Here is a 15,533-nt window from a genome sequence, read left to right as displayed (position 1 = left end):
CCCACGGCAACCCCCACCATCGCAACCGCCACCGCCACCGCTACCGCCACCCACTTCGGCACCCAGGATCCCGGGTGGGAACCAATTCGACGGAGATTTTGCTCCCCGAAGGCCGGTTTCGACGATTTCGGGGGTGAATCGGCAAAATCTCCGTCGAATTCGTTCAGGGCGGATACTGCGGGCCAAGCAGGACAATGCCGCAGAACTGAACCGGCGAGGCGGCCTGAGCCGGGCACTAGCCGGCCTGAGCCGGGCACTGGCCGGCCTGAGCCAGGCCTTCCACCCCCGCACGGGCTCCAGCCGGCACGCAGCGACCCCCGCGCAGACCGCGCGAACCGCGCAACCGGCGCAACCCGAGCATTCCGAGGAACTTGCGCGCCCCTCGCGACTACATCGGGCCGGCGCGCTCCGACAGCCAGGCGTACGGATCCGTCGGGGTGATCCCGTCGATCAGGATCTCGAAATGCAGGTGCGGGCCGGTGCTCTCGCCGGTGCTGCCCACGTTGCCCAGGTGCGTGCCCACGCCCACGGACTGTCCCGCGGAGACCTGCAGCGAGCCGGCCTGGAAGTGCGCATAGACGCTGCTGACGAGCTGTCCATCGACGGTGTGGTCGACGATCGCGTAGACGCCGAAGCCGCCGTTGTCCGTGGCGGAGACTTCACGCACGACGCCGTCCGCAACCGCCTGGGCAGGTGCACCCTCGCCGGGAAGCATATCGAGCCCCTTATGGAACGTCGAGCAGCCCCCGCAGGGTGCATCGCGCGCACCATAGGGATCGGAGAGGCGAACCGAGCCCGGGAAGGGCCACTGCACGGCTGCACCAGCGGCGGCCGGAGCGGCCGCATCGTCGGCACTCGGAACCGCAGCAGTGGCGGCAGGTATGGGTTCGGGCTTCGGCGCATCAGTGACCGTGAAACCGTCGCGCTGCACGGTGGCGGTGGCCGCCGCACTCGGCATCAGGCTCTGTAGCGACGCTTCGGCGGCGGAGGCATCAGGGGCGGCGGCAGCACGCGCGGCGGGATCGGACTCGGCGGCATGCGCTGAGCCATCCGCGAAGGCCCGCACCGAATCTTCCACGGCGGCCGGCGGCAGCCAGCCGTAGACATCGAGTTCCGAGGCCTGTGCGGGAATGCCGAGGACCACCGTGAGCAGTCCGGCGAAAAGCATCGCGAATCCGCCGGCGGCGGCCTGACGCGGGATCAGGGTGAATCTGGTGAGCCTGGGCAACCTGTTGAGCCTAGGCGTCTGCATAGGCACCTTCCGCCGAAACGCGGCGGGCAGGGAACAGGAGAAAAATGGGCATGGTGAGAGCTCTCGTCGGCGCGGTTACGCGGTTCGGGTGAGGGGGGCCGGAACCTCACTCAGACGGAGAATGCGCTCACAGCGCAGAGCAGTCCCACGGGGAACGACGCTCCCTCGGAGGAAGTGTCCAAGTGCGCCGCACGACGTGGGGCTTCGCGCACAAGTATTGAGGATATCTCGGTATCCTGATAAAGCAATGGGCTTGCGCAGTTCGGTCACGGATGTTCCGGCCGGCGGCCCAGGATCGACGCCACGCGCGATCGCCCGAAAGCTCAACCACTCAGCCTAGCCCGCACGCGCAGCACCGCAAACTCAGCACAGCAACCTCGGAGCCGCAAACTCTGCTCCGCAACCGCAGAGCAGCACCCGCAGAGCCACAAACGCAGAGCCACAAACGCAGAGCCACAAACGCAGAGCCACAAATTCAGAGCCCGAGCACCCGATCCGCCAGCGTGCCGAGCGCGCCCGGCACGAGCCGGTAGTACGCCCAGGTGCCACGCTTGTCGCGGGTCAGGATACCGGCATCCACCAGCACTTTGAGGTGGTGTGACACGGTGGGCTGACTGAGCCCGAGGGGTTCGGTGAGGTCGCAGACGCAGGCCTCCATATCGTCGTGCGCGGCCACCAGCGAGACCAGACGCAATCGGGCCGGGTCGGCCACGGCCTTCAGCAACCGGGCGAGCCGCTCCGCCTCATCGGCGCCGATCGCTTCGCGCGCGGCAGGGGCGCAGCAGGCAGCGGCCGCGCCAGCGGCATCCGTCGTGCCATCTGCGACATCCGAAGCAACCGCGCCATCCGTCACGAGATCCACGGCGACCGCAGCGGTCGACGCCTCAGGCACGGCACGGGTCTCGGTGAACGACATCTGAACAGTATCTCCCATAAATTGACATCCATCGATGCATTGGGGAAGACTCCCTATCGACACCTCTGATTTTATGTCCCACCCGCCGATTTTTGTCTTACCTGCTCACGGAGCCACATGCCCTTCCCCGAATCGACCACCTCCCGCCCCACCGCCGCGCCCAACGTGCAGCCGGCTGCCGCGCAAAACGCCATCGCCCCGGCGCGGCTCGGGGCCGTCGACCGTCTCCTGCCGGTCTGGATCCTCGCGGCAATGGCCCTGGGCCTGCTACTGGCGGTCGTCGCACCCGGCGTCGGCGACCTGCTCGCTGCGTTCACGATCGGCTCGGTCAGCGTGCCCATCGCGATCGGGCTGCTCGTGATGATGTACCCGGTGCTGGCCAAGGTTCGCTACGCGGATGCCCGCGCAGTCGCCCGCGACCGCCGCCTCCTGGTCTCCTCGCTGGTGCTGAACTGGCTGCTGGGGCCCGCCCTGATGTTCGCCCTTGCCTGGATCTTCCTGCCGGACCTGCCCGAATACCGCACCGGCCTCATTATCGTGGGCCTTGCCCGCTGCATCGCCATGGTGCTGATCTGGAACGATCTGGCCTGCGGCGACCGCGAGGCCGCCGCCTTCCTGGTGGCCCTCAACTCCGTCTTCCAGGTCATCGCGTTCGCCGCGCTGGGCTGGTTCTACCTCCAGGTGCTCCCCGCCTGGCTCGGCCTGTCTACCACGAGCGCGGAGTTCTCGATCTGGGCGATCACCGTCAGCGTGCTCGTCTTCCTCGGCATTCCCCTGCTGGCCGGCTACCTGTCCCGCCGGGTCGGCGAGGCCACCCGCGGCCGCGACTGGTACGAGAGCCGGTTCCTGCCGAAAATCAGCCCGTTCGCCCTCTACGGGCTGCTGTTCACGATCGCGCTGCTCTTCGCCCTGCAGGGCCGCCAGGTGATCGACCGCCCGTTCGACGTGGCCCTGATCGCCCTGCCGCTGCTGGTCTACTTCGCTGTCATGTTCGCCGCCGGATTCGCCACCGGCAAGCTCACCGGGCTCTCCTACGAGCGCACCACGACCTTGGCGTTCACCGCCGCGGGCAACAACTTCGAGCTGGCGATCGCGGTGGCCATCGGCACCTTCGGCGCCACCAGCGGCCAGGCCCTGGCGGGCATCGTGGGCCCCTTGATCGAGGTGCCGGCGCTCGTCGCCCTCGTCTATGTGGCGCTGTGGCTGCGGCCGCGGCTGTTCTCAGGGGCCGCGGCGCAGGCATCCGCCGCAGCCGACACCGCCGTAACCGACACCGACGTCACCGCCGTCACCGACGTCACCGCCGACCCGCTTCCCGACCGGGTCTGATCTCTGTACACCGCCCCGCCGTCCACCCCCCGAAAATCAAGAAGGAACCACCGATCATGACCGCTAAGCCCACCGTTCTCTTCGTCTGTGTGCACAACGCGGGCCGCTCTCAGATGGCCGCCGGCTACATGACCGCCCTGTCCGAGGGCCGTGTCGAGGTGCTCTCTGCCGGCTCCGCGCCCAAGGACCAGATCAACCCCGTCGCGATCGAGGCCATGGCCGAGGAAGGCATCGACATCGCCAACAATGTGCCGAAGGTCCTCACCACCGAGGCCGTGAAGGAGTCGGACGTCGTCATCACCATGGGCTGCGGCGACACCTGCCCGATCTTCCCCGGCAAGCGCTACGAGGACTGGGAACTCGCCGACCCGGCCGGCCAGGGCATCGAGTCCGTGCGTCCGATCCGCGACGAGATCAAGGCCCGCATCCAGGGCCTGCTCGCCGAAATCCTCCCCGCCCAGGTCTAGGTCCGACCCGCCATGAGCGATCTGAGCGCGCGTCGGTCACTGCCCGGACTAGCCTTCTCCGAGGAGTCGTTGCGACGGCTGGCCGCGCACCTCACCGACCGGTTCTCGGGCGTGTTCGGCGCCGAAACGATCGAACGGTACGTGCTCGAGTCGTACACGTCGCTCCTGCGCACGTCGACGGTCACGGCGTTCCTCGTGACCAACACGGGGCGCTACGCCACCGACCGCCTGACCGCTCTGGCCCAGGCAAAGGGCGCGATCGCGAAGGACGTCCCCGAGGTCCTGTTCGTCTGCGAGCAGAACGCGGGGCGGTCCCAGATGGCGGCGGTGATGACCCAGGCCCTGTCTGGCGGTCGGGTGCACGTGCGTTCGGCCGGTTCAGCGCCGGCAAAGGGACTGAACCCCACGGTGATGGCGGTGATGACCGAACTCGGCCTCAACCTGGACGAGGAGTTCCCGAAACCGCTGACGGATGACGTCGTGCAGGCCGCCGACGTCGTCGTCACCATGGGCTGCGGCGACGCCTGCCCGGTCTATCCGGGCAAGCTCTACCAGGACTGGAAGCTGGCCGACCCGGCCGATCAGCCGACCCCAGAGGTGCGTCGCATCCGGGACCAGATCCGGCATCAGGTCGAGGCCATGCTCACGACCCTCGGTGTCGACCCCGAGCCACTGCCGCTCCCCTAGCCCCTGCCCCTGCCACCTGCCCCTGCCACCCCACCACCACCACCGCCACCGCCACCGCCACCGCCACCGCCGAGAGTCGCCGTTTTTGCCGACAGTCGCCCCTGCAACGGGGACTCTCGGCATCAACGGCGACTCTCGTCGCGCGGGCACGGGCGCGCGCAGGCACGCCCGAGGGCGCCGGCCCCTACTTGCGCACCAGCTTCGCCACCGTGAACCCGCCGGCGGCGACCGTCACGGTTCCCTTCTTCGGCGCCTTCTTGTCGACGGATGCGACGAGCTGGCCGGTCGCATCGAACGCCTCCTGCGCCAGCCGGTAGCCACGTGGCACGCCGACCGTGCGCACGCTGGTCTCGGTCGCCGCGCTGACGTACATCGTGGACTCCCCCGCCGACCCGGTCACCGTGATCGTCGAGATCAGCGGCTGGATCAGCAGCGCGTCAACGGATGCCGCCCCGTCGGCCATGCCGACGACCGCGGTGTCCGCCCCCGGCAGAGCCAGCTCGAGCGTGAGCGGGAACAGGCGTCCGGGGGCATCCGTGATGCCCTGAGCACCCGCGCCGCCGTTGCTCGTGCTGCCCAGCGTCGACGTCGCCGACGCCCAGGTTGTGGCCCCGGAGTCCGCCTCGGCCTGATTCACGATCGGGAAGACATTGCGAGCCTGGTCGGCAGCGGGAACCGGGATGCTCAGCGAGTCGCCCGCGCCCAGCGCCACGTAGGCGCCGCCGGAGAGGTTGGCCTCGCCGGTCCAGGACGACGGCGGCGTGACCACTGACCCGCCGCCCGTGATGGTGCCGGACTCGGCCTCGACGACACTGAGCCCGACGGTGGAGACGGTTTCGTCGATGCCGAGGGCCTTGACCTTCAGCGACGGATTCGCGTCCAGGGTGAGCATGGTCATCAGGGCATGGATGGTGGATTCGGCACCCGAATTGGGGTTGATCCGGCCGTCGGTTTCGATGCCGTCGATGGCCGTACCGGTTGCCGGGTTGTAGGCCGGAGCGCCGTTCGGGTTGGCGCCGAAGAACCAGGCGGCGGTCACTGCGGCGAGGTCGAGCAGCCCCGGGGCGTTCGCGGCCGCGGCGGTGGTGACGAGCCCCTGCACGCGAGAGTCGACGCCGTAGGCGATCTGCGCCTCACCCGGGGTGGGGCTCCAGGCGTTGTCCGGTCCGCCGGCGGCCAACAGCTGAGGGGTGAAGCGGGCAGCATCCTGCACGGCGGCGCCGAGCAAGTCCGTGCGTCCGAGCGCCGTGGACGCGGTGGCGATGGCAGCCGGGGCCAGTCCGCCCCAGGCGTGCCACAGGGTCTGCGACTTGTTCCACGGCATGATCGCGCCGAACGGCCACTCGGTGGCGGAGCCGGAGGACATCCCGGCGACCCCCTCGGTGAGCCGGGTCAGCGCGGTGCGGGCGGTGTCGTCGTCCGGGACGGCCGTGACGTAGGCGGCGAGGCCGAGCGCGGCCTCGGCGGAGGCATCCGCCCCGCCCGCGATGAGCCAGGCCGGCACGTTGACGCCGTCGGCCACATCGAAGGTGCCGTACTTGCCGAGCGACTGGCGCTCGAGGGAGTCGAGCGACAGGCGCAGGCGGTCCTGCAGGAACGCGGCAAACTCGGGGTCGGCATCCTGGAAGGCGGCGAAGCCCTCGCCGAGGGCCCAGACGGCGCGGGCCACCCAGTAGGACTCGGCCGAGTCGCTCGGGTCGGGCAGTTCCACCGGGCTGGCGCTGGGGGTGAGGGTGCCGTCGGGCTGCTGCCAGAGCACGACGTTTCCGGCGTTCGGACCGGTCGTGGTCTGCAGGTAGGTGAGGGAGCGCAGCGTCTGCACGGCGTGCTCGCGGCTGGTCTCGTCACCGGTCTGCTGCCAGTGGCGTAAGTAGACGACCGCGGTGCGGGCGATGTCGTCGGCGTTGTATGCGCCCTGGCTCCAGTGCCCGGTCGAGGGGTCGAGCGACCCGCCGCCGACCCTGCCGTAACTGCCGTCGGCCTGCTTATCGGCGTAGGTCCACGGCGCCTGGGCGGTGGGCTGCGCGTCGATTTCGTAGGTGGTGTGCCCCTCCACCGTGGCCAGCGGCACGGTGTCGAGCAGGAACGTGAGGTGGGACAGGTTGGTCAGCGGCGCGGACGCCGCGGCGGCGGGCCGGGTGGCGACGACTCCGGCCGGTGCACCGGATGCGCCGGCTGCACCGGATGGCGGTGCCGCGGCGGCCGCGGCGGTGCCGGCTCCGAGCAGGAGCAGCGAGACCGCGGCGGTGAGGGCCACGGCTTTCAGAGATCGCGGGCGGGGGGACTGTGAGCGAACAGCGTTGTACGTCATTTCTTCTCTCCTGGTTCAGCCTGAACCGGTTTGGTACAGCTAACTAAACCGGTTAAGGCGACGCGAGTCAAGAGAAGTGGCGCATTGCGTCCCCCATTCGGGGCTGGAGGGTCCCCGCATCGTCGAGAGTCGCCTCGTGTGCCGAGAATCGCCCGTGCAACGGGGACTCTCGGCACAATCGGCGACTCCCGCCGAGCGCGCGGGCGCCCGACCGGCTCAGCTTCGCGCGATCGGCACCTTCTTCGGCTCCTCGGCACCCTCGGGCACCGGCACGCGCACCTCGAGCACGCCGTCCCGGTAGGACGCCGTCACATCCTCTTCCTTGGCTCCGCGGGGCAGCGCAATGTCGCGCGTGAACGAGCCGTACCGGAACTCGGTCCGGTAACCGTCCTTGTCCTTGTGCTCGGTCTTTTCCTGCCGCTCGGCCTGGATGTGCAGCACGCCGTCGCTGACCGACACATCGACATCTCTTTCCGGGTCGATTCCAGGCAATTCCGCCCTCACAACCAGGCTGCCGCCGTCGCGGAATTCCTCCACCCGCAGGGCCGGAGTGTCCCAGTCGCCCTCGAAAAAGCGCCGCACCGGCTCCGGCATTTCGAAACGCTCGCGTTTTGCAAGTGCAGCCATGATTCGTCTCCTCCGTGTTGCCCGAATGTAGTCACTTGGATGTGGTCACCCGGATGTTGCTCCAGATGCCACACACAGTACCCCCGAGGCCCGTGCCACGCCGCGGCGATGGGGGCGACAGCGGCGACGGATGCCCGCGCAGCAGGTTCCCAGCGACCCCGCTTAACCTGAGCGAATGACCGTCATCCTGCAGCGCGATATCGCCAGCGAACGCACTTCCGCGCACCCGATCCGGCGCTTCCTGCGCCGGAGCCGCGCCTGGGTGGACCAGCATCCGCGGCTGCGCTGGCTCTACCGCACTGTGGTCGGCGTGCTCGGCTCCACGGTGGCCGTCATCGGGCTCCTCCTGGTGCCCCTGCCGGGGCCCGGCTGGCTGGTCGTCTTCCTCGGAATCGCGATCCTGGGCACGGAATTCCCCACCGCGCACCGCATCGCGGTGGCCCTCAAGCGCATCCTGACTACGGTCTGGGCGTGGTGGCGCTCCCGCCGGGCGCGCGCGTCCGCCGGAGGGTCGAGCGCTTCGGCTGGGTCCTAGGCCCGATCCGCCACCCCGCCCGCAGCGCCCGGGCCCGCGGCGCAGCTCGCCCGTACCTGGGCCGGCAGGGCGGTCAGATTCGCCCGCCGCTCGTCCGGAAGCCCGGCCGGGAGCAGGCCCGGCAGCAGCAGCGCCCACATCTCCTCCACCCGCTGGAAGAGGTCCGCCCGCCCGGTGAGCACCTGGGAGACGGTCTGCACGCCCGTGAAGGCGGGGCTGATGAAGTGCGCGGCGGCCTCTACATTCAGATCGGCCGAAACGTCGCCTTCATCGATCGCGCGTCGCAGCACCTTCCCGCAGACATCGATCCAGTCATGGAACGGACCGACCACCGGCACCGAGAAATTGGAGGCCTCCATGGTGAGACGGATGCCGGCACTCACCACCGGCTCGTCCCGCACCTGCGCCGCCAGCTCAAAAGTCATCAGGATGAGGGCTTGCAACCCGGGCACCGTGCCGTCCAGCAGCCTCTGGCCCAAGCCGATCGAGGCCTCGTGCTGCGCCTCGATCACGGCGAGCGCGAGCGCCTCCTTGGACGCGAAATGAAAATAGAGTGCGCCCTTGCTCACTCCGGCGGCGACTTCCAGTCCGGCCAGAGTCGTGCTGCCGTACCCGTGCTCCCGGAAGGCGACCGCCGCACCTCGGATGATCGCGGCCCGCGTTCCGATCGCCCGTTGTTGCTGCGCCATTCCACTCCTCGGTTATTCCGGTTTCCAGCGTAGCGACTGCCCGAACCGGGGTCGCACACGGCCCCGCGCATCCGTTGTATCGTCTCTGCCTCAATCGGCACCAATCTGCCTCAATCGACCCCACAGAAGATACCGTTTGGTATGGTTTAGGCACGGGACGCTGTGACTGGGGAAAACGGGCGTCTCAGGGGGTTCAACAGGGGAGGTCGTAATGATCGATAGTGCAGGCATGGTGCAGATGGCAGCACTCGGACTCGGCGGCCTCGCCGTTCTGGGCAGCGCGGCGCTGATCGCCGCCGCCCTGACACAGATCAGCCGGGCCATCCACCTGCGGCAGGCGGCGCGGGCGAGCTGGGTGCTGGCCGTCGTCTGCGCGCCGGTCTTCGGGGCGGTCGCCTGGTTCGCGGTCGGCAACCGGATCGACGCCGACCAGAGCTGACTGGAGCCGACCGCCGCCGGCGGTCGGCTCAGGTGTTCGGGCGCACGACCAGCACCGGGCACTTGGCGTGCCGCACGCACTGTTCGCTCACGGAACCCAGCAGCATGCCGCTGAGGCCGCCGCGGCCGCGGGAGCCGACCACGAGCATCCGTGCGCCTCGGGACACGTCGATCAGGGACTTCAACGGACTGGCGTAGACAGCCCGGTAGGTGACCTTCACGTCGGGGTGCTTGGCCACCTCGGCCATCACGGCCTCGCCGAGCTCAATGCGCACCGCGTCGGCATAGTCCTCGATCGACGCGACATAGCCGAATTCCCAGTTGGCCGGGCGCGGCGCCGTGTCGATGGACCACGCGCGCACCAGCACGACCGGTGCGTGCAGCTGCTCGGCGAGGTCGAGCGCCACGGTCACGGCGTGATCGGCGTGACCCGATCCGTCGTGTCCGACGACGATGCTGTCGCTGGAAACGGGAGTCTGTTCTGGCTGTGTGTCAGGCATGACCCCAAGCTACTCCGGGGGCCCGGGTCGCGACGCGCGCGCTGCTGCGTGTCGGCCGCCTGCTCCCAGCCCCTTCCCGCAGTGCCCCGGTAAGGTCTCCCCTATGACGTACCTGGGCACGCCGCGTCGACGACAGACCGCACTGGCGATGGTCGTCACTCTGGCCGTGCTGGGCGCTGGTCTGGCGCTGGCCGCGTCGGTGCACACCACCGACGAAGCAGCCGCGCCTACCGGTTTCGCCCCCGGTGCGATCATCAGCGACTACAACTTCTACAACGCCGACTCCCTGAACGAGGGCGAGATCCAGTCGTTCCTGGGGGAGCGCTCCTGCATCCCCCGTGACGGCTCACCGTGCCTGGCCGACTACGAGGAGAACACGATCTCCCAGCCGGCCCACGGCGAGGGGCACTGCACCGCCTACCCCGGGGGCCGCAACGAGTCGGCCGCCCGCATCATCGCGAAGGTGTCCGCGGCCTGCTCCATCAGCCCGAAGGTGCTGCTCGTGCTGCTGCAGAAGGAGCAGTCCCTGCTTACCCGGCCGAGCGCATCCGGTTATCTGCGCGCCACCGGCTACGGCTGCCCCGACACGGCCGACTGCGACACGGCGTACTTCGGCTTCTTCAACCAGGTCTACCGTGCCGCCTGGCAGTTCCGGCAGTACACCCAGGAGCCCGAGCGCGCCTACAAGATCGGAACCGTGCGCGTGGGCTTCAATCCGGATGCGAGTTGCGGGGTGTCCTCCGTCACCATCGAGAACCAGGCCACCGCGAACCTCTACAACTACACGCCGTACCAGCCCAATTCCGCCGCGCTGGCACGCCCGGGCACCGACGGCGACGGATGCTCGACGCACGGCAACCTGAACTTCTGGCGGTTCTACAACCAGTGGTTCGGGGCGTCGGAGGCCGTGGGCTATCCCACGGCGTTCAACTCGTGCCTGAACCTCGTCGGCGGCCAGCCCTGCCGCAAGCACGGGCTGTTGCCGACGCCCTGAGCGGTCCCGACGGTTCGCGTTTCCGCGCTGGTTTCTCCGCCGGTTTCTCCGCGCAGAGCGTAATCGCCCCGAGGTCCTGGGGCTCCGCCGGGTCCGGTCGCCCGGCCGGGCGAACACCCGTGACCTGGCACTCTCAATCCCTGATCAGGCGGTATTCCTGGCCCGAATGTGCGCGCACCGGACGGTGACGGGGCCCGGTGACACACCCGACCGGAACAGCTGGGCAGCCAACCCGATTCCCAGCCCGCACGGACCGGCCCCCCACTCCCGGTACCTAAACTCCTCCGATGACTACGAACGGTCGATCGGGTTTTTCGCCGACCGGCCGCCGCAATCGAAAGGATCCACTTTGAACAAGCACACGATCTCCCCGGCAGCCGACACCTCCCGCACCAAGCGCGTCGCCCTCGGCGCCGCCTCCGTGCTGACCGCCGGAGCCCTTCTCGGCGTCGGCGCGCAGGGCGCCACCGCCGCCCCTCAGAGCGCCGAGCCCACAACGAGTTTCAGCTCGAGTGCCGGCACGCGCGGGGATGCCGGCGCCACGGCGAACGGCGAATTCCTGGCGTCGCTTTCGGCCGAACTTCGCGCAGACCTTTCCCACGGGCAGAGCGGCAATGTGAAGGCCCAGAAGGTGGCCACCACCCTCTCCGAGCACGCCGAGCTGTTCGACACCCTGCCGGCGAACCTGCAGGATGACCTGACCGCGCTCACGGACGCCTCCGGGGCGACCGACCGGGCCGCCGCCGTCGACACCGTGCGCACCACCGCGCTGGCCGGCGGCTACGGCGAGGAGATCACGAAGATCGCCGAGGCCGTGCGGGACAACCCGGAGCACCCGTTGACCGCCGCCATGGAGGCCGCCCTGGGCAGTGACCTCGGCACCGCGCCGGGCACCGCGGACACCGACCCGACCGCGGACGCCGGATCCTCGGTGACGGAACTGGCCCTCAAGCTGGCGGACAACCCCGCGCTCCTCGACAACCTGCCGGCCGACCTGCAGGCCGACCTGGCCGAGCTGAAGAACGCGCCCGCCGCCGAGCAGGAGGCCGCCGCGCAGAAGCTCGAAGAATCCGCCCTCAGCGGCGACTACGGCAGCGTGGTCCAGAAGATCGCCGAGCGGGTCCAGGCACACGTGGCTGCCGAGGCTGACGCCGGTGCCCGTGCCGACGCGGGGGCCGGTGCCGACGCGGACATTCACGCCGGAAACTAGCACCCGCATTAGAACGGATGCCCGGACGCGCAGTGCGCGTTCGGGCATCCGTCTGCCTTGTCCCCCATTCGGGGACTGACCGCCCGGAGGCGGCGCGGCTAGGATCGCCTCACCCGAGCGGCTGACCCGACAGCTCCGGCAACGCGTTCCCAAGGCGATTCTCATGGGCACCACAGGACCCCGAAGTTTTCGCTCCCCCGCGGTTTTCGCTGCCCCGCCGCTGTCCCCGGCCGGGCATCCGCAGGACGACTCCCGCGGCGCAGAGCCTGACCGGCGAGTGCACGCGCTCGGGGCGTGGGCGGGTCGCTCACGACTCACCATCGCCGCCTGGCTCGTCGGGCTGGCCGTCACCAGCGCCCTGTTGTGGAGCCCCGCCGTGGTCTTCGGGGTCCGCAATCCCTCGGCTCACCTCGTTCTCGACTCGGTCGACGCCTGCGTGGCGTTGCTGGTGGCGTCCCTCGTGTTCGGTCGGTTCCTGCGGCACGGCCGGCTGCAGGATCTGCTGCTCTTCCAGGGTCTCGTGCTGCTTGCCGCGGCGGGCCTGGGCCTGACCTACCTGACCGAGGTGCTCGGCGGAATCCGCGCGGAAACGCTCGACATCTGGCTTCCGCTGGCCATCCGGGTCGTGGGCGCCCTGCTGATCCTGGCCGCTGCCCTGGCGCACACGCGACCCGCGAAACGGATGCTCCGGCGCCGGCTGCTGGCGCTGGTTCCCCTCCCCCTGGTGGCCGCGGTCTACCTCGCCCTCTGGACCGGCCGGGACCGGCTCCCCGTGGCGTTCGACCCGGGTTCCGCCCCGGTTTCCGCGGAGAACGCGCTCCTGACGGGCCATCCCGTGCTGCTCCTCGCCCAGGGCGCGGCGGCCGTGAGTTTCTTCATCGCCTCGGTGGCCTTTGCGTCACAGTCGGCCAAACGGGACGACGAACTGCTCCGCTGGCTCGGCCCGGCCTGTGCGCTCGGGGCGTTCGCCCGCCTGAACTACGTGCTCTTCCCATCCCTGTACACGGACTGGCTCTACACCGGGGATCTTCTCCGCACCGGCTGCTACCTGCTGCTGCTGGTCGGCGCGGCGCGGGAGATCCGGACCTACTGGCGGGCGCAGGTCACCGCGGCGGTGCTCGATGATCGGCGGCGGCTCGCCCGCGAGCTGCACGACGGAGTGATTCAGGAGCTCGCCTATATCCGCGCGGAAAGCCACGCCATTCCCGTGGATGTCGCATCCGGCATCCGTATCGTCAACGCCTGTGATCGCGCCCTCGACGAGGCGCGGGCGGCCGTGCAGGCGCTCGGACGCACGAGCGATGAGCCGCTGAGTTTCACCGTTCACCGGGCGGCCACGGAGCTGGCCGCGAGGTACGGAATCGACCTGCGGGTCGACCTCGATGAGGCCATCACCGTCGATTCGGAGCAGCAACACGCGCTGATGCGCATCACCCGGGAGGCGGTGTCCAACGCGGTGCACCACGGCAAAGCCATGGGGGTGCACATCCGGCTCAGCGAGGCCGGAGGCCGTCGGCGCCTCGCGATTGCGGACGACGGGGTGGGGTTCGATGTGCCGGCCGGCACCGACACAACCGGTTACGGCCTGGTCAGCATGCAGGCTCGGGCGCGGGCGCTTCCGGGCACGTTCAACGTGGAGGCACGACCCGCGGGCGGAAGCGTGGTGACGGTCCAGTGGTAGACGGCACCGGCATCCGCGTCGTCATCGCCGACGACCATGCCCCGATACGATCGCTGATCCGCCAGGCCCTCGAGGCCGGTGGCTGCGAAATCTGCGGCGAGGGAGCAAGCGCAGCGGATGCGATCCGGCTCGCCCTCGATCACCGCCCCGACGTGGTGCTGCTCGATATCAACATGCCGGGGAATGGGATCCACGCCGCCCGGGAGATCGGCCGGAGCCTGCCGGAGACGCCCATCGTGATGCTCACGATGTCGAAGGACGACGACGACCTCTTCGATTCCCTGCGCGCGGGTGCCTCAGGCTACCTGCTCAAGGATACCGATCCCGGCGCTCTGCCGGGTGCGCTGCGGGCTGTTCTGGCGGGCGAGGCGGCCATGGCGCCGGAGCTCATGCTGCGGGTGCTCGGCGAGTTCCGGGCGCCCGCGCGGCGCCGCTTCCTGCGCCGCTCCGTGGCCGCGAGCAAGCTCAGCGCGCGGGAGTGGGAGGTGATGGAGTTGCTTGCGGAGGGAAACTCCACCAAGGCGGTAGCCGCCCGGTTGTTCGTGTCGCCGACGACGGTGCGGGTGCACGTCTCGGCTGTGCTCCGCAAGCTCGCCCTCACGGACCGCGAGAGCGCTTTCGAGCGGCTCCGTGACGAACGCGGCGAGCGGGGCTCACCTCGGTCGTAGAGCCTGGCGGGCCGCGGCGGCCGGCACGATTCCCGCGTCTGGGGGCGCAGGACGGAAGGCCCCGAGTTCCGCTCGGGGCCTTCCGTGTTCCGCTTGCGCTCGGTGCCTACTTCAGCATGAAGTTGGCACTGATCGTGGAACCGTCCTGGGCGGTCATGGTGACCACGGCGCAGGTACCCGGCTTCTTGGGGGTCTGCCAGTTCTGGATGAACTGCCCCGACGTCGAGTCATACCGCAGGCTCGTGCCACCCGTGGTGGTGAGTTCGATCGCATCCGTCACCGCGGACGAACCCGGGCAGGTCACGGCCGTGGCGGTGAAGCTCTTGACGGCCGAGACGCTGGTGAGTTCGGCACCGGAGAAGATCTCGAACTTCAGCGGGACGGAGCTGCCGCCCTTCACCGTGTTCCAGACGTTGGCTCCCATATCGACCGGGGCGTAGAAGCCCTTCAGGGACCAGGCCAGCACCGTGTACGCGACCCTCGACGTGCTCGTATTGCCGGCCGTGTCGGTGGCGGTCGCCAGGTACGAGTGATCCCCGACTCTGGTGCCGCCGCCGGTCACGACGCAGGAGGCAATTCCGGACAGGGCGTCGGTCGCGTAACAGCTGGGCGCGGCCGGGTTGCTTCCGTACTGGTAACTACCGGTGGGGCCGCCCAGGAGAGCAACGGTGGGTGCGGTCGTGTCGATGTCGATCCCCGACACGCTCGCGGTCGCGGTGTTGCCGGCCCGGTCGGTCGCGGCGCCCGTCACTGACTGGCCCGCCCCCTCGACCAGGGTCACGTCGCCCGCACAGGTGGCGATGCCGGATCCCGCATCACGGCAGGTGAAGCCGACGACGACGTCCGCCGCGTACCAGCCGGCGGCGTTGGGGGCGGCCGGGTCGAGGGTGGACGAGATGGTCGGGTCGACGGAGTCGATGTTGATCCCGGTCGTCGTCACGGTCGTCGTGTTGCCGGCCTTGTCGGTCACGGTACCCGTCACCGACCGGTTCGCGCCGTCCGGCAGGGTTGTGTCGCCCGGGCACGTGGCGATTCCGGACCCTCCCACATCCTCACACGTGAAGTGGACGATGACGCCCGCGTCCGTTGTGTACCAGCCGTCGTTGCCCTCGGGGGCGACCGGGTTGAGAGTGTACGAAATGGTCGGGTCGACGGTGTCGATGTTGACCACCGCTGCGGTCGCGTCAGCGGTGTTGCCGGCGTTGTCCGTCGCGGTGCCGGTCACGTTG

16 protein-coding genes are annotated in these 15,533 nt (G+C 69.4%); 9 read left to right on the top strand and 7 right to left on the bottom strand.

The features are described 5' to 3' along the window. Positions 1 to 388: 388 nt before the first annotated feature. Both E3O28_RS01315 and E3O28_RS01310 read right to left on the bottom strand, forming a co-directional pair. On the bottom strand, positions 389 to 1,228 hold the full coding sequence (locus tag E3O28_RS01315; protein WP_241972959.1) for a M23 family metallopeptidase: 840 nt from the start codon (positions 1,226 to 1,228) through the stop codon (positions 389 to 391). A 499-nt stretch (positions 1,229 to 1,727) separates the two neighbouring features. Then, entirely contained in the window at positions 1,728 to 2,105 is a 378-nt protein-coding gene (locus E3O28_RS01310) for a metalloregulator ArsR/SmtB family transcription factor (RefSeq protein ID WP_233191100.1), read from the bottom strand. A 180-nt stretch (positions 2,106 to 2,285) separates the two neighbouring features. Here E3O28_RS01310 and arsB point away from each other — a divergent pair, with 180 nt between their 5' ends. From arsB to E3O28_RS01295, 3 genes are read left to right on the top strand one after another with little or no spacing between them, the layout of a single operon-like run. After that, positions 2,286 to 3,497, top strand: a complete 1,212-nt coding sequence (gene arsB / locus E3O28_RS01305) for an ACR3 family arsenite efflux transporter (RefSeq protein ID WP_134415060.1) — start codon at positions 2,286 to 2,288, stop codon at positions 3,495 to 3,497. Between the two features lie 56 nt (positions 3,498 to 3,553). Beyond that, positions 3,554 to 3,964 carry an arsenate reductase ArsC gene (locus tag E3O28_RS01300; RefSeq protein ID WP_104099282.1) on the top strand — a complete coding sequence of 137 codons (411 nt, stop codon included), beginning with the start codon at positions 3,554 to 3,556 and terminating at the stop codon, positions 3,962 to 3,964. A gap of 12 nt (positions 3,965 to 3,976) precedes the next feature. Beyond that, positions 3,977 to 4,651: an arsenate reductase ArsC gene (locus tag E3O28_RS01295; protein WP_134415059.1), complete on the top strand. Its 675-nt coding sequence runs from the start codon at positions 3,977 to 3,979 to the stop codon at positions 4,649 to 4,651. A 184-nt stretch (positions 4,652 to 4,835) separates the two neighbouring features. Here E3O28_RS01295 and E3O28_RS01285 read toward each other — a convergent pair whose 3' ends face one another. Both E3O28_RS01285 and E3O28_RS01280 read right to left on the bottom strand, forming a co-directional pair. Then, the gene (locus tag E3O28_RS01285; protein WP_134415058.1) at positions 4,836 to 6,962 is read right to left on the bottom strand and encodes a hypothetical protein; all 2,127 of its coding nucleotides are present in this window, start codon (positions 6,960 to 6,962) and stop codon (positions 4,836 to 4,838) included. Between the two features lie 216 nt (positions 6,963 to 7,178). Continuing rightward, positions 7,179 to 7,589, bottom strand: coding sequence for an Hsp20/alpha crystallin family protein (locus E3O28_RS01280; protein WP_104099262.1), 411 nt, complete (start codon positions 7,587 to 7,589; stop codon positions 7,179 to 7,181). A 175-nt stretch (positions 7,590 to 7,764) separates the two neighbouring features. Between E3O28_RS01280 and E3O28_RS01275 the strand changes: the two genes are divergently transcribed. After that, positions 7,765 to 8,124 carry a TIGR02611 family protein gene (locus E3O28_RS01275; protein ID WP_104099263.1) on the top strand — a complete coding sequence of 120 codons (360 nt, stop codon included), beginning with the start codon at positions 7,765 to 7,767 and terminating at the stop codon, positions 8,122 to 8,124. Here E3O28_RS01275 and E3O28_RS01270 read toward each other — a convergent pair. Beyond that, entirely contained in the window at positions 8,121 to 8,813 is a 693-nt protein-coding gene (locus tag E3O28_RS01270; protein WP_134415057.1) for a ScbR family autoregulator-binding transcription factor, read from the bottom strand. The genes E3O28_RS01275 and E3O28_RS01270 overlap by 4 nt on opposite strands. A 211-nt stretch (positions 8,814 to 9,024) precedes the next feature. On the opposite strand from E3O28_RS01270, the gene E3O28_RS01265 reads away from it, so the two are divergent. After that, entirely contained in the window at positions 9,025 to 9,252 is a 228-nt protein-coding gene (locus tag E3O28_RS01265; protein WP_104099265.1) for a PLDc N-terminal domain-containing protein, read from the top strand. Positions 9,253 to 9,280: 28 nt separating this feature from the next. Here E3O28_RS01265 and E3O28_RS01260 read toward each other — a convergent pair whose 3' ends face one another. Further along, positions 9,281 to 9,751 (bottom strand): universal stress protein, encoded by a 471-nt coding sequence (locus E3O28_RS01260; protein WP_104099266.1) that lies wholly within the window; start codon positions 9,749 to 9,751, stop codon positions 9,281 to 9,283. Between the two features lie 103 nt (positions 9,752 to 9,854). Here E3O28_RS01260 and E3O28_RS01255 point away from each other — a divergent pair, with 103 nt between their 5' ends. The 4 genes from E3O28_RS01255 (at position 9,855) to E3O28_RS01240 (ending at position 14,304) form a co-directional block, all read left to right on the top strand. After that, positions 9,855 to 10,745, top strand: coding sequence for a hypothetical protein (locus tag E3O28_RS01255; protein ID WP_174720192.1), 891 nt, complete (start codon positions 9,855 to 9,857; stop codon positions 10,743 to 10,745). Between the two features lie 349 nt (positions 10,746 to 11,094). Next, positions 11,095 to 11,955 (top strand): hypothetical protein, encoded by an 861-nt coding sequence (locus E3O28_RS01250; RefSeq protein WP_134415056.1) that lies wholly within the window; start codon positions 11,095 to 11,097, stop codon positions 11,953 to 11,955. Positions 11,956 to 12,118: 163 nt separating this feature from the next. After that, a complete protein-coding gene (locus tag E3O28_RS01245; RefSeq protein ID WP_134415055.1) occupies positions 12,119 to 13,636 on the top strand; it encodes an ATP-binding protein in 1,518 nt (505 codons plus the stop codon). Continuing rightward, positions 13,630 to 14,304 carry a response regulator transcription factor gene (locus E3O28_RS01240; protein ID WP_134343221.1) on the top strand — a complete coding sequence of 225 codons (675 nt, stop codon included), beginning with the start codon at positions 13,630 to 13,632 and terminating at the stop codon, positions 14,302 to 14,304. The genes E3O28_RS01245 and E3O28_RS01240 overlap by 7 nt, the downstream gene beginning before the upstream one ends. A gap of 106 nt (positions 14,305 to 14,410) precedes the next feature. On the opposite strand, the gene E3O28_RS16125 is transcribed toward E3O28_RS01240, so the two are convergent. Further along, a partial coding sequence (locus tag E3O28_RS16125) for a PxKF domain-containing protein (protein ID WP_194087718.1) occupies positions 14,411 to 15,533 on the bottom strand: 1,123 nt, incomplete at its 5' end.

Source organism: Cryobacterium sp. TMT2-14, from assembly GCF_004402465.1.
Classification (GTDB): domain Bacteria; phylum Actinomycetota; class Actinomycetes; order Actinomycetales; family Microbacteriaceae; genus Cryobacterium; species Cryobacterium sandaracinum.
This window is presented reverse-complemented; position numbering and strand designations above follow the sequence as displayed.

Excerpts from the sequence above, each read along its gene's own strand:
- E3O28_RS01255 (WP_174720192.1), top strand. The coding sequence starts at position 9,855 with ATGACGTACCTGGGCACGCCGCGTCGACGACAGACCGCACTGGCGATG.
- E3O28_RS01275 (WP_104099263.1), top strand. The coding sequence starts at position 7,765 with ATGACCGTCATCCTGCAGCGCGATATCGCCAGCGAACGCACTTCCGCG.
- E3O28_RS01300 (WP_104099282.1), top strand. The coding sequence starts at position 3,554 with ATGACCGCTAAGCCCACCGTTCTCTTCGTCTGTGTGCACAACGCGGGC.
- E3O28_RS01285 (WP_134415058.1), bottom strand. The coding sequence starts at position 6,962 with ATGACGTACAACGCTGTTCGCTCACAGTCCCCCCGCCCGCGATCTCTG.
- arsB (WP_134415060.1), top strand. The coding sequence starts at position 2,286 with ATGCCCTTCCCCGAATCGACCACCTCCCGCCCCACCGCCGCGCCCAAC.
- E3O28_RS01280 (WP_104099262.1), bottom strand. The coding sequence starts at position 7,589 with ATGGCTGCACTTGCAAAACGCGAGCGTTTCGAAATGCCGGAGCCGGTG.
- E3O28_RS01245 (WP_134415055.1), top strand. The coding sequence starts at position 12,119 with ATGGGCACCACAGGACCCCGAAGTTTTCGCTCCCCCGCGGTTTTCGCT.
- E3O28_RS01265 (WP_104099265.1), top strand. The coding sequence starts at position 9,025 with ATGATCGATAGTGCAGGCATGGTGCAGATGGCAGCACTCGGACTCGGC.
- E3O28_RS01295 (WP_134415059.1), top strand. The coding sequence starts at position 3,977 with ATGAGCGATCTGAGCGCGCGTCGGTCACTGCCCGGACTAGCCTTCTCC.
- E3O28_RS01270 (WP_134415057.1), bottom strand. The coding sequence starts at position 8,813 with ATGGCGCAGCAACAACGGGCGATCGGAACGCGGGCCGCGATCATCCGA.
- E3O28_RS01260 (WP_104099266.1), bottom strand. The coding sequence starts at position 9,751 with ATGCCTGACACACAGCCAGAACAGACTCCCGTTTCCAGCGACAGCATC.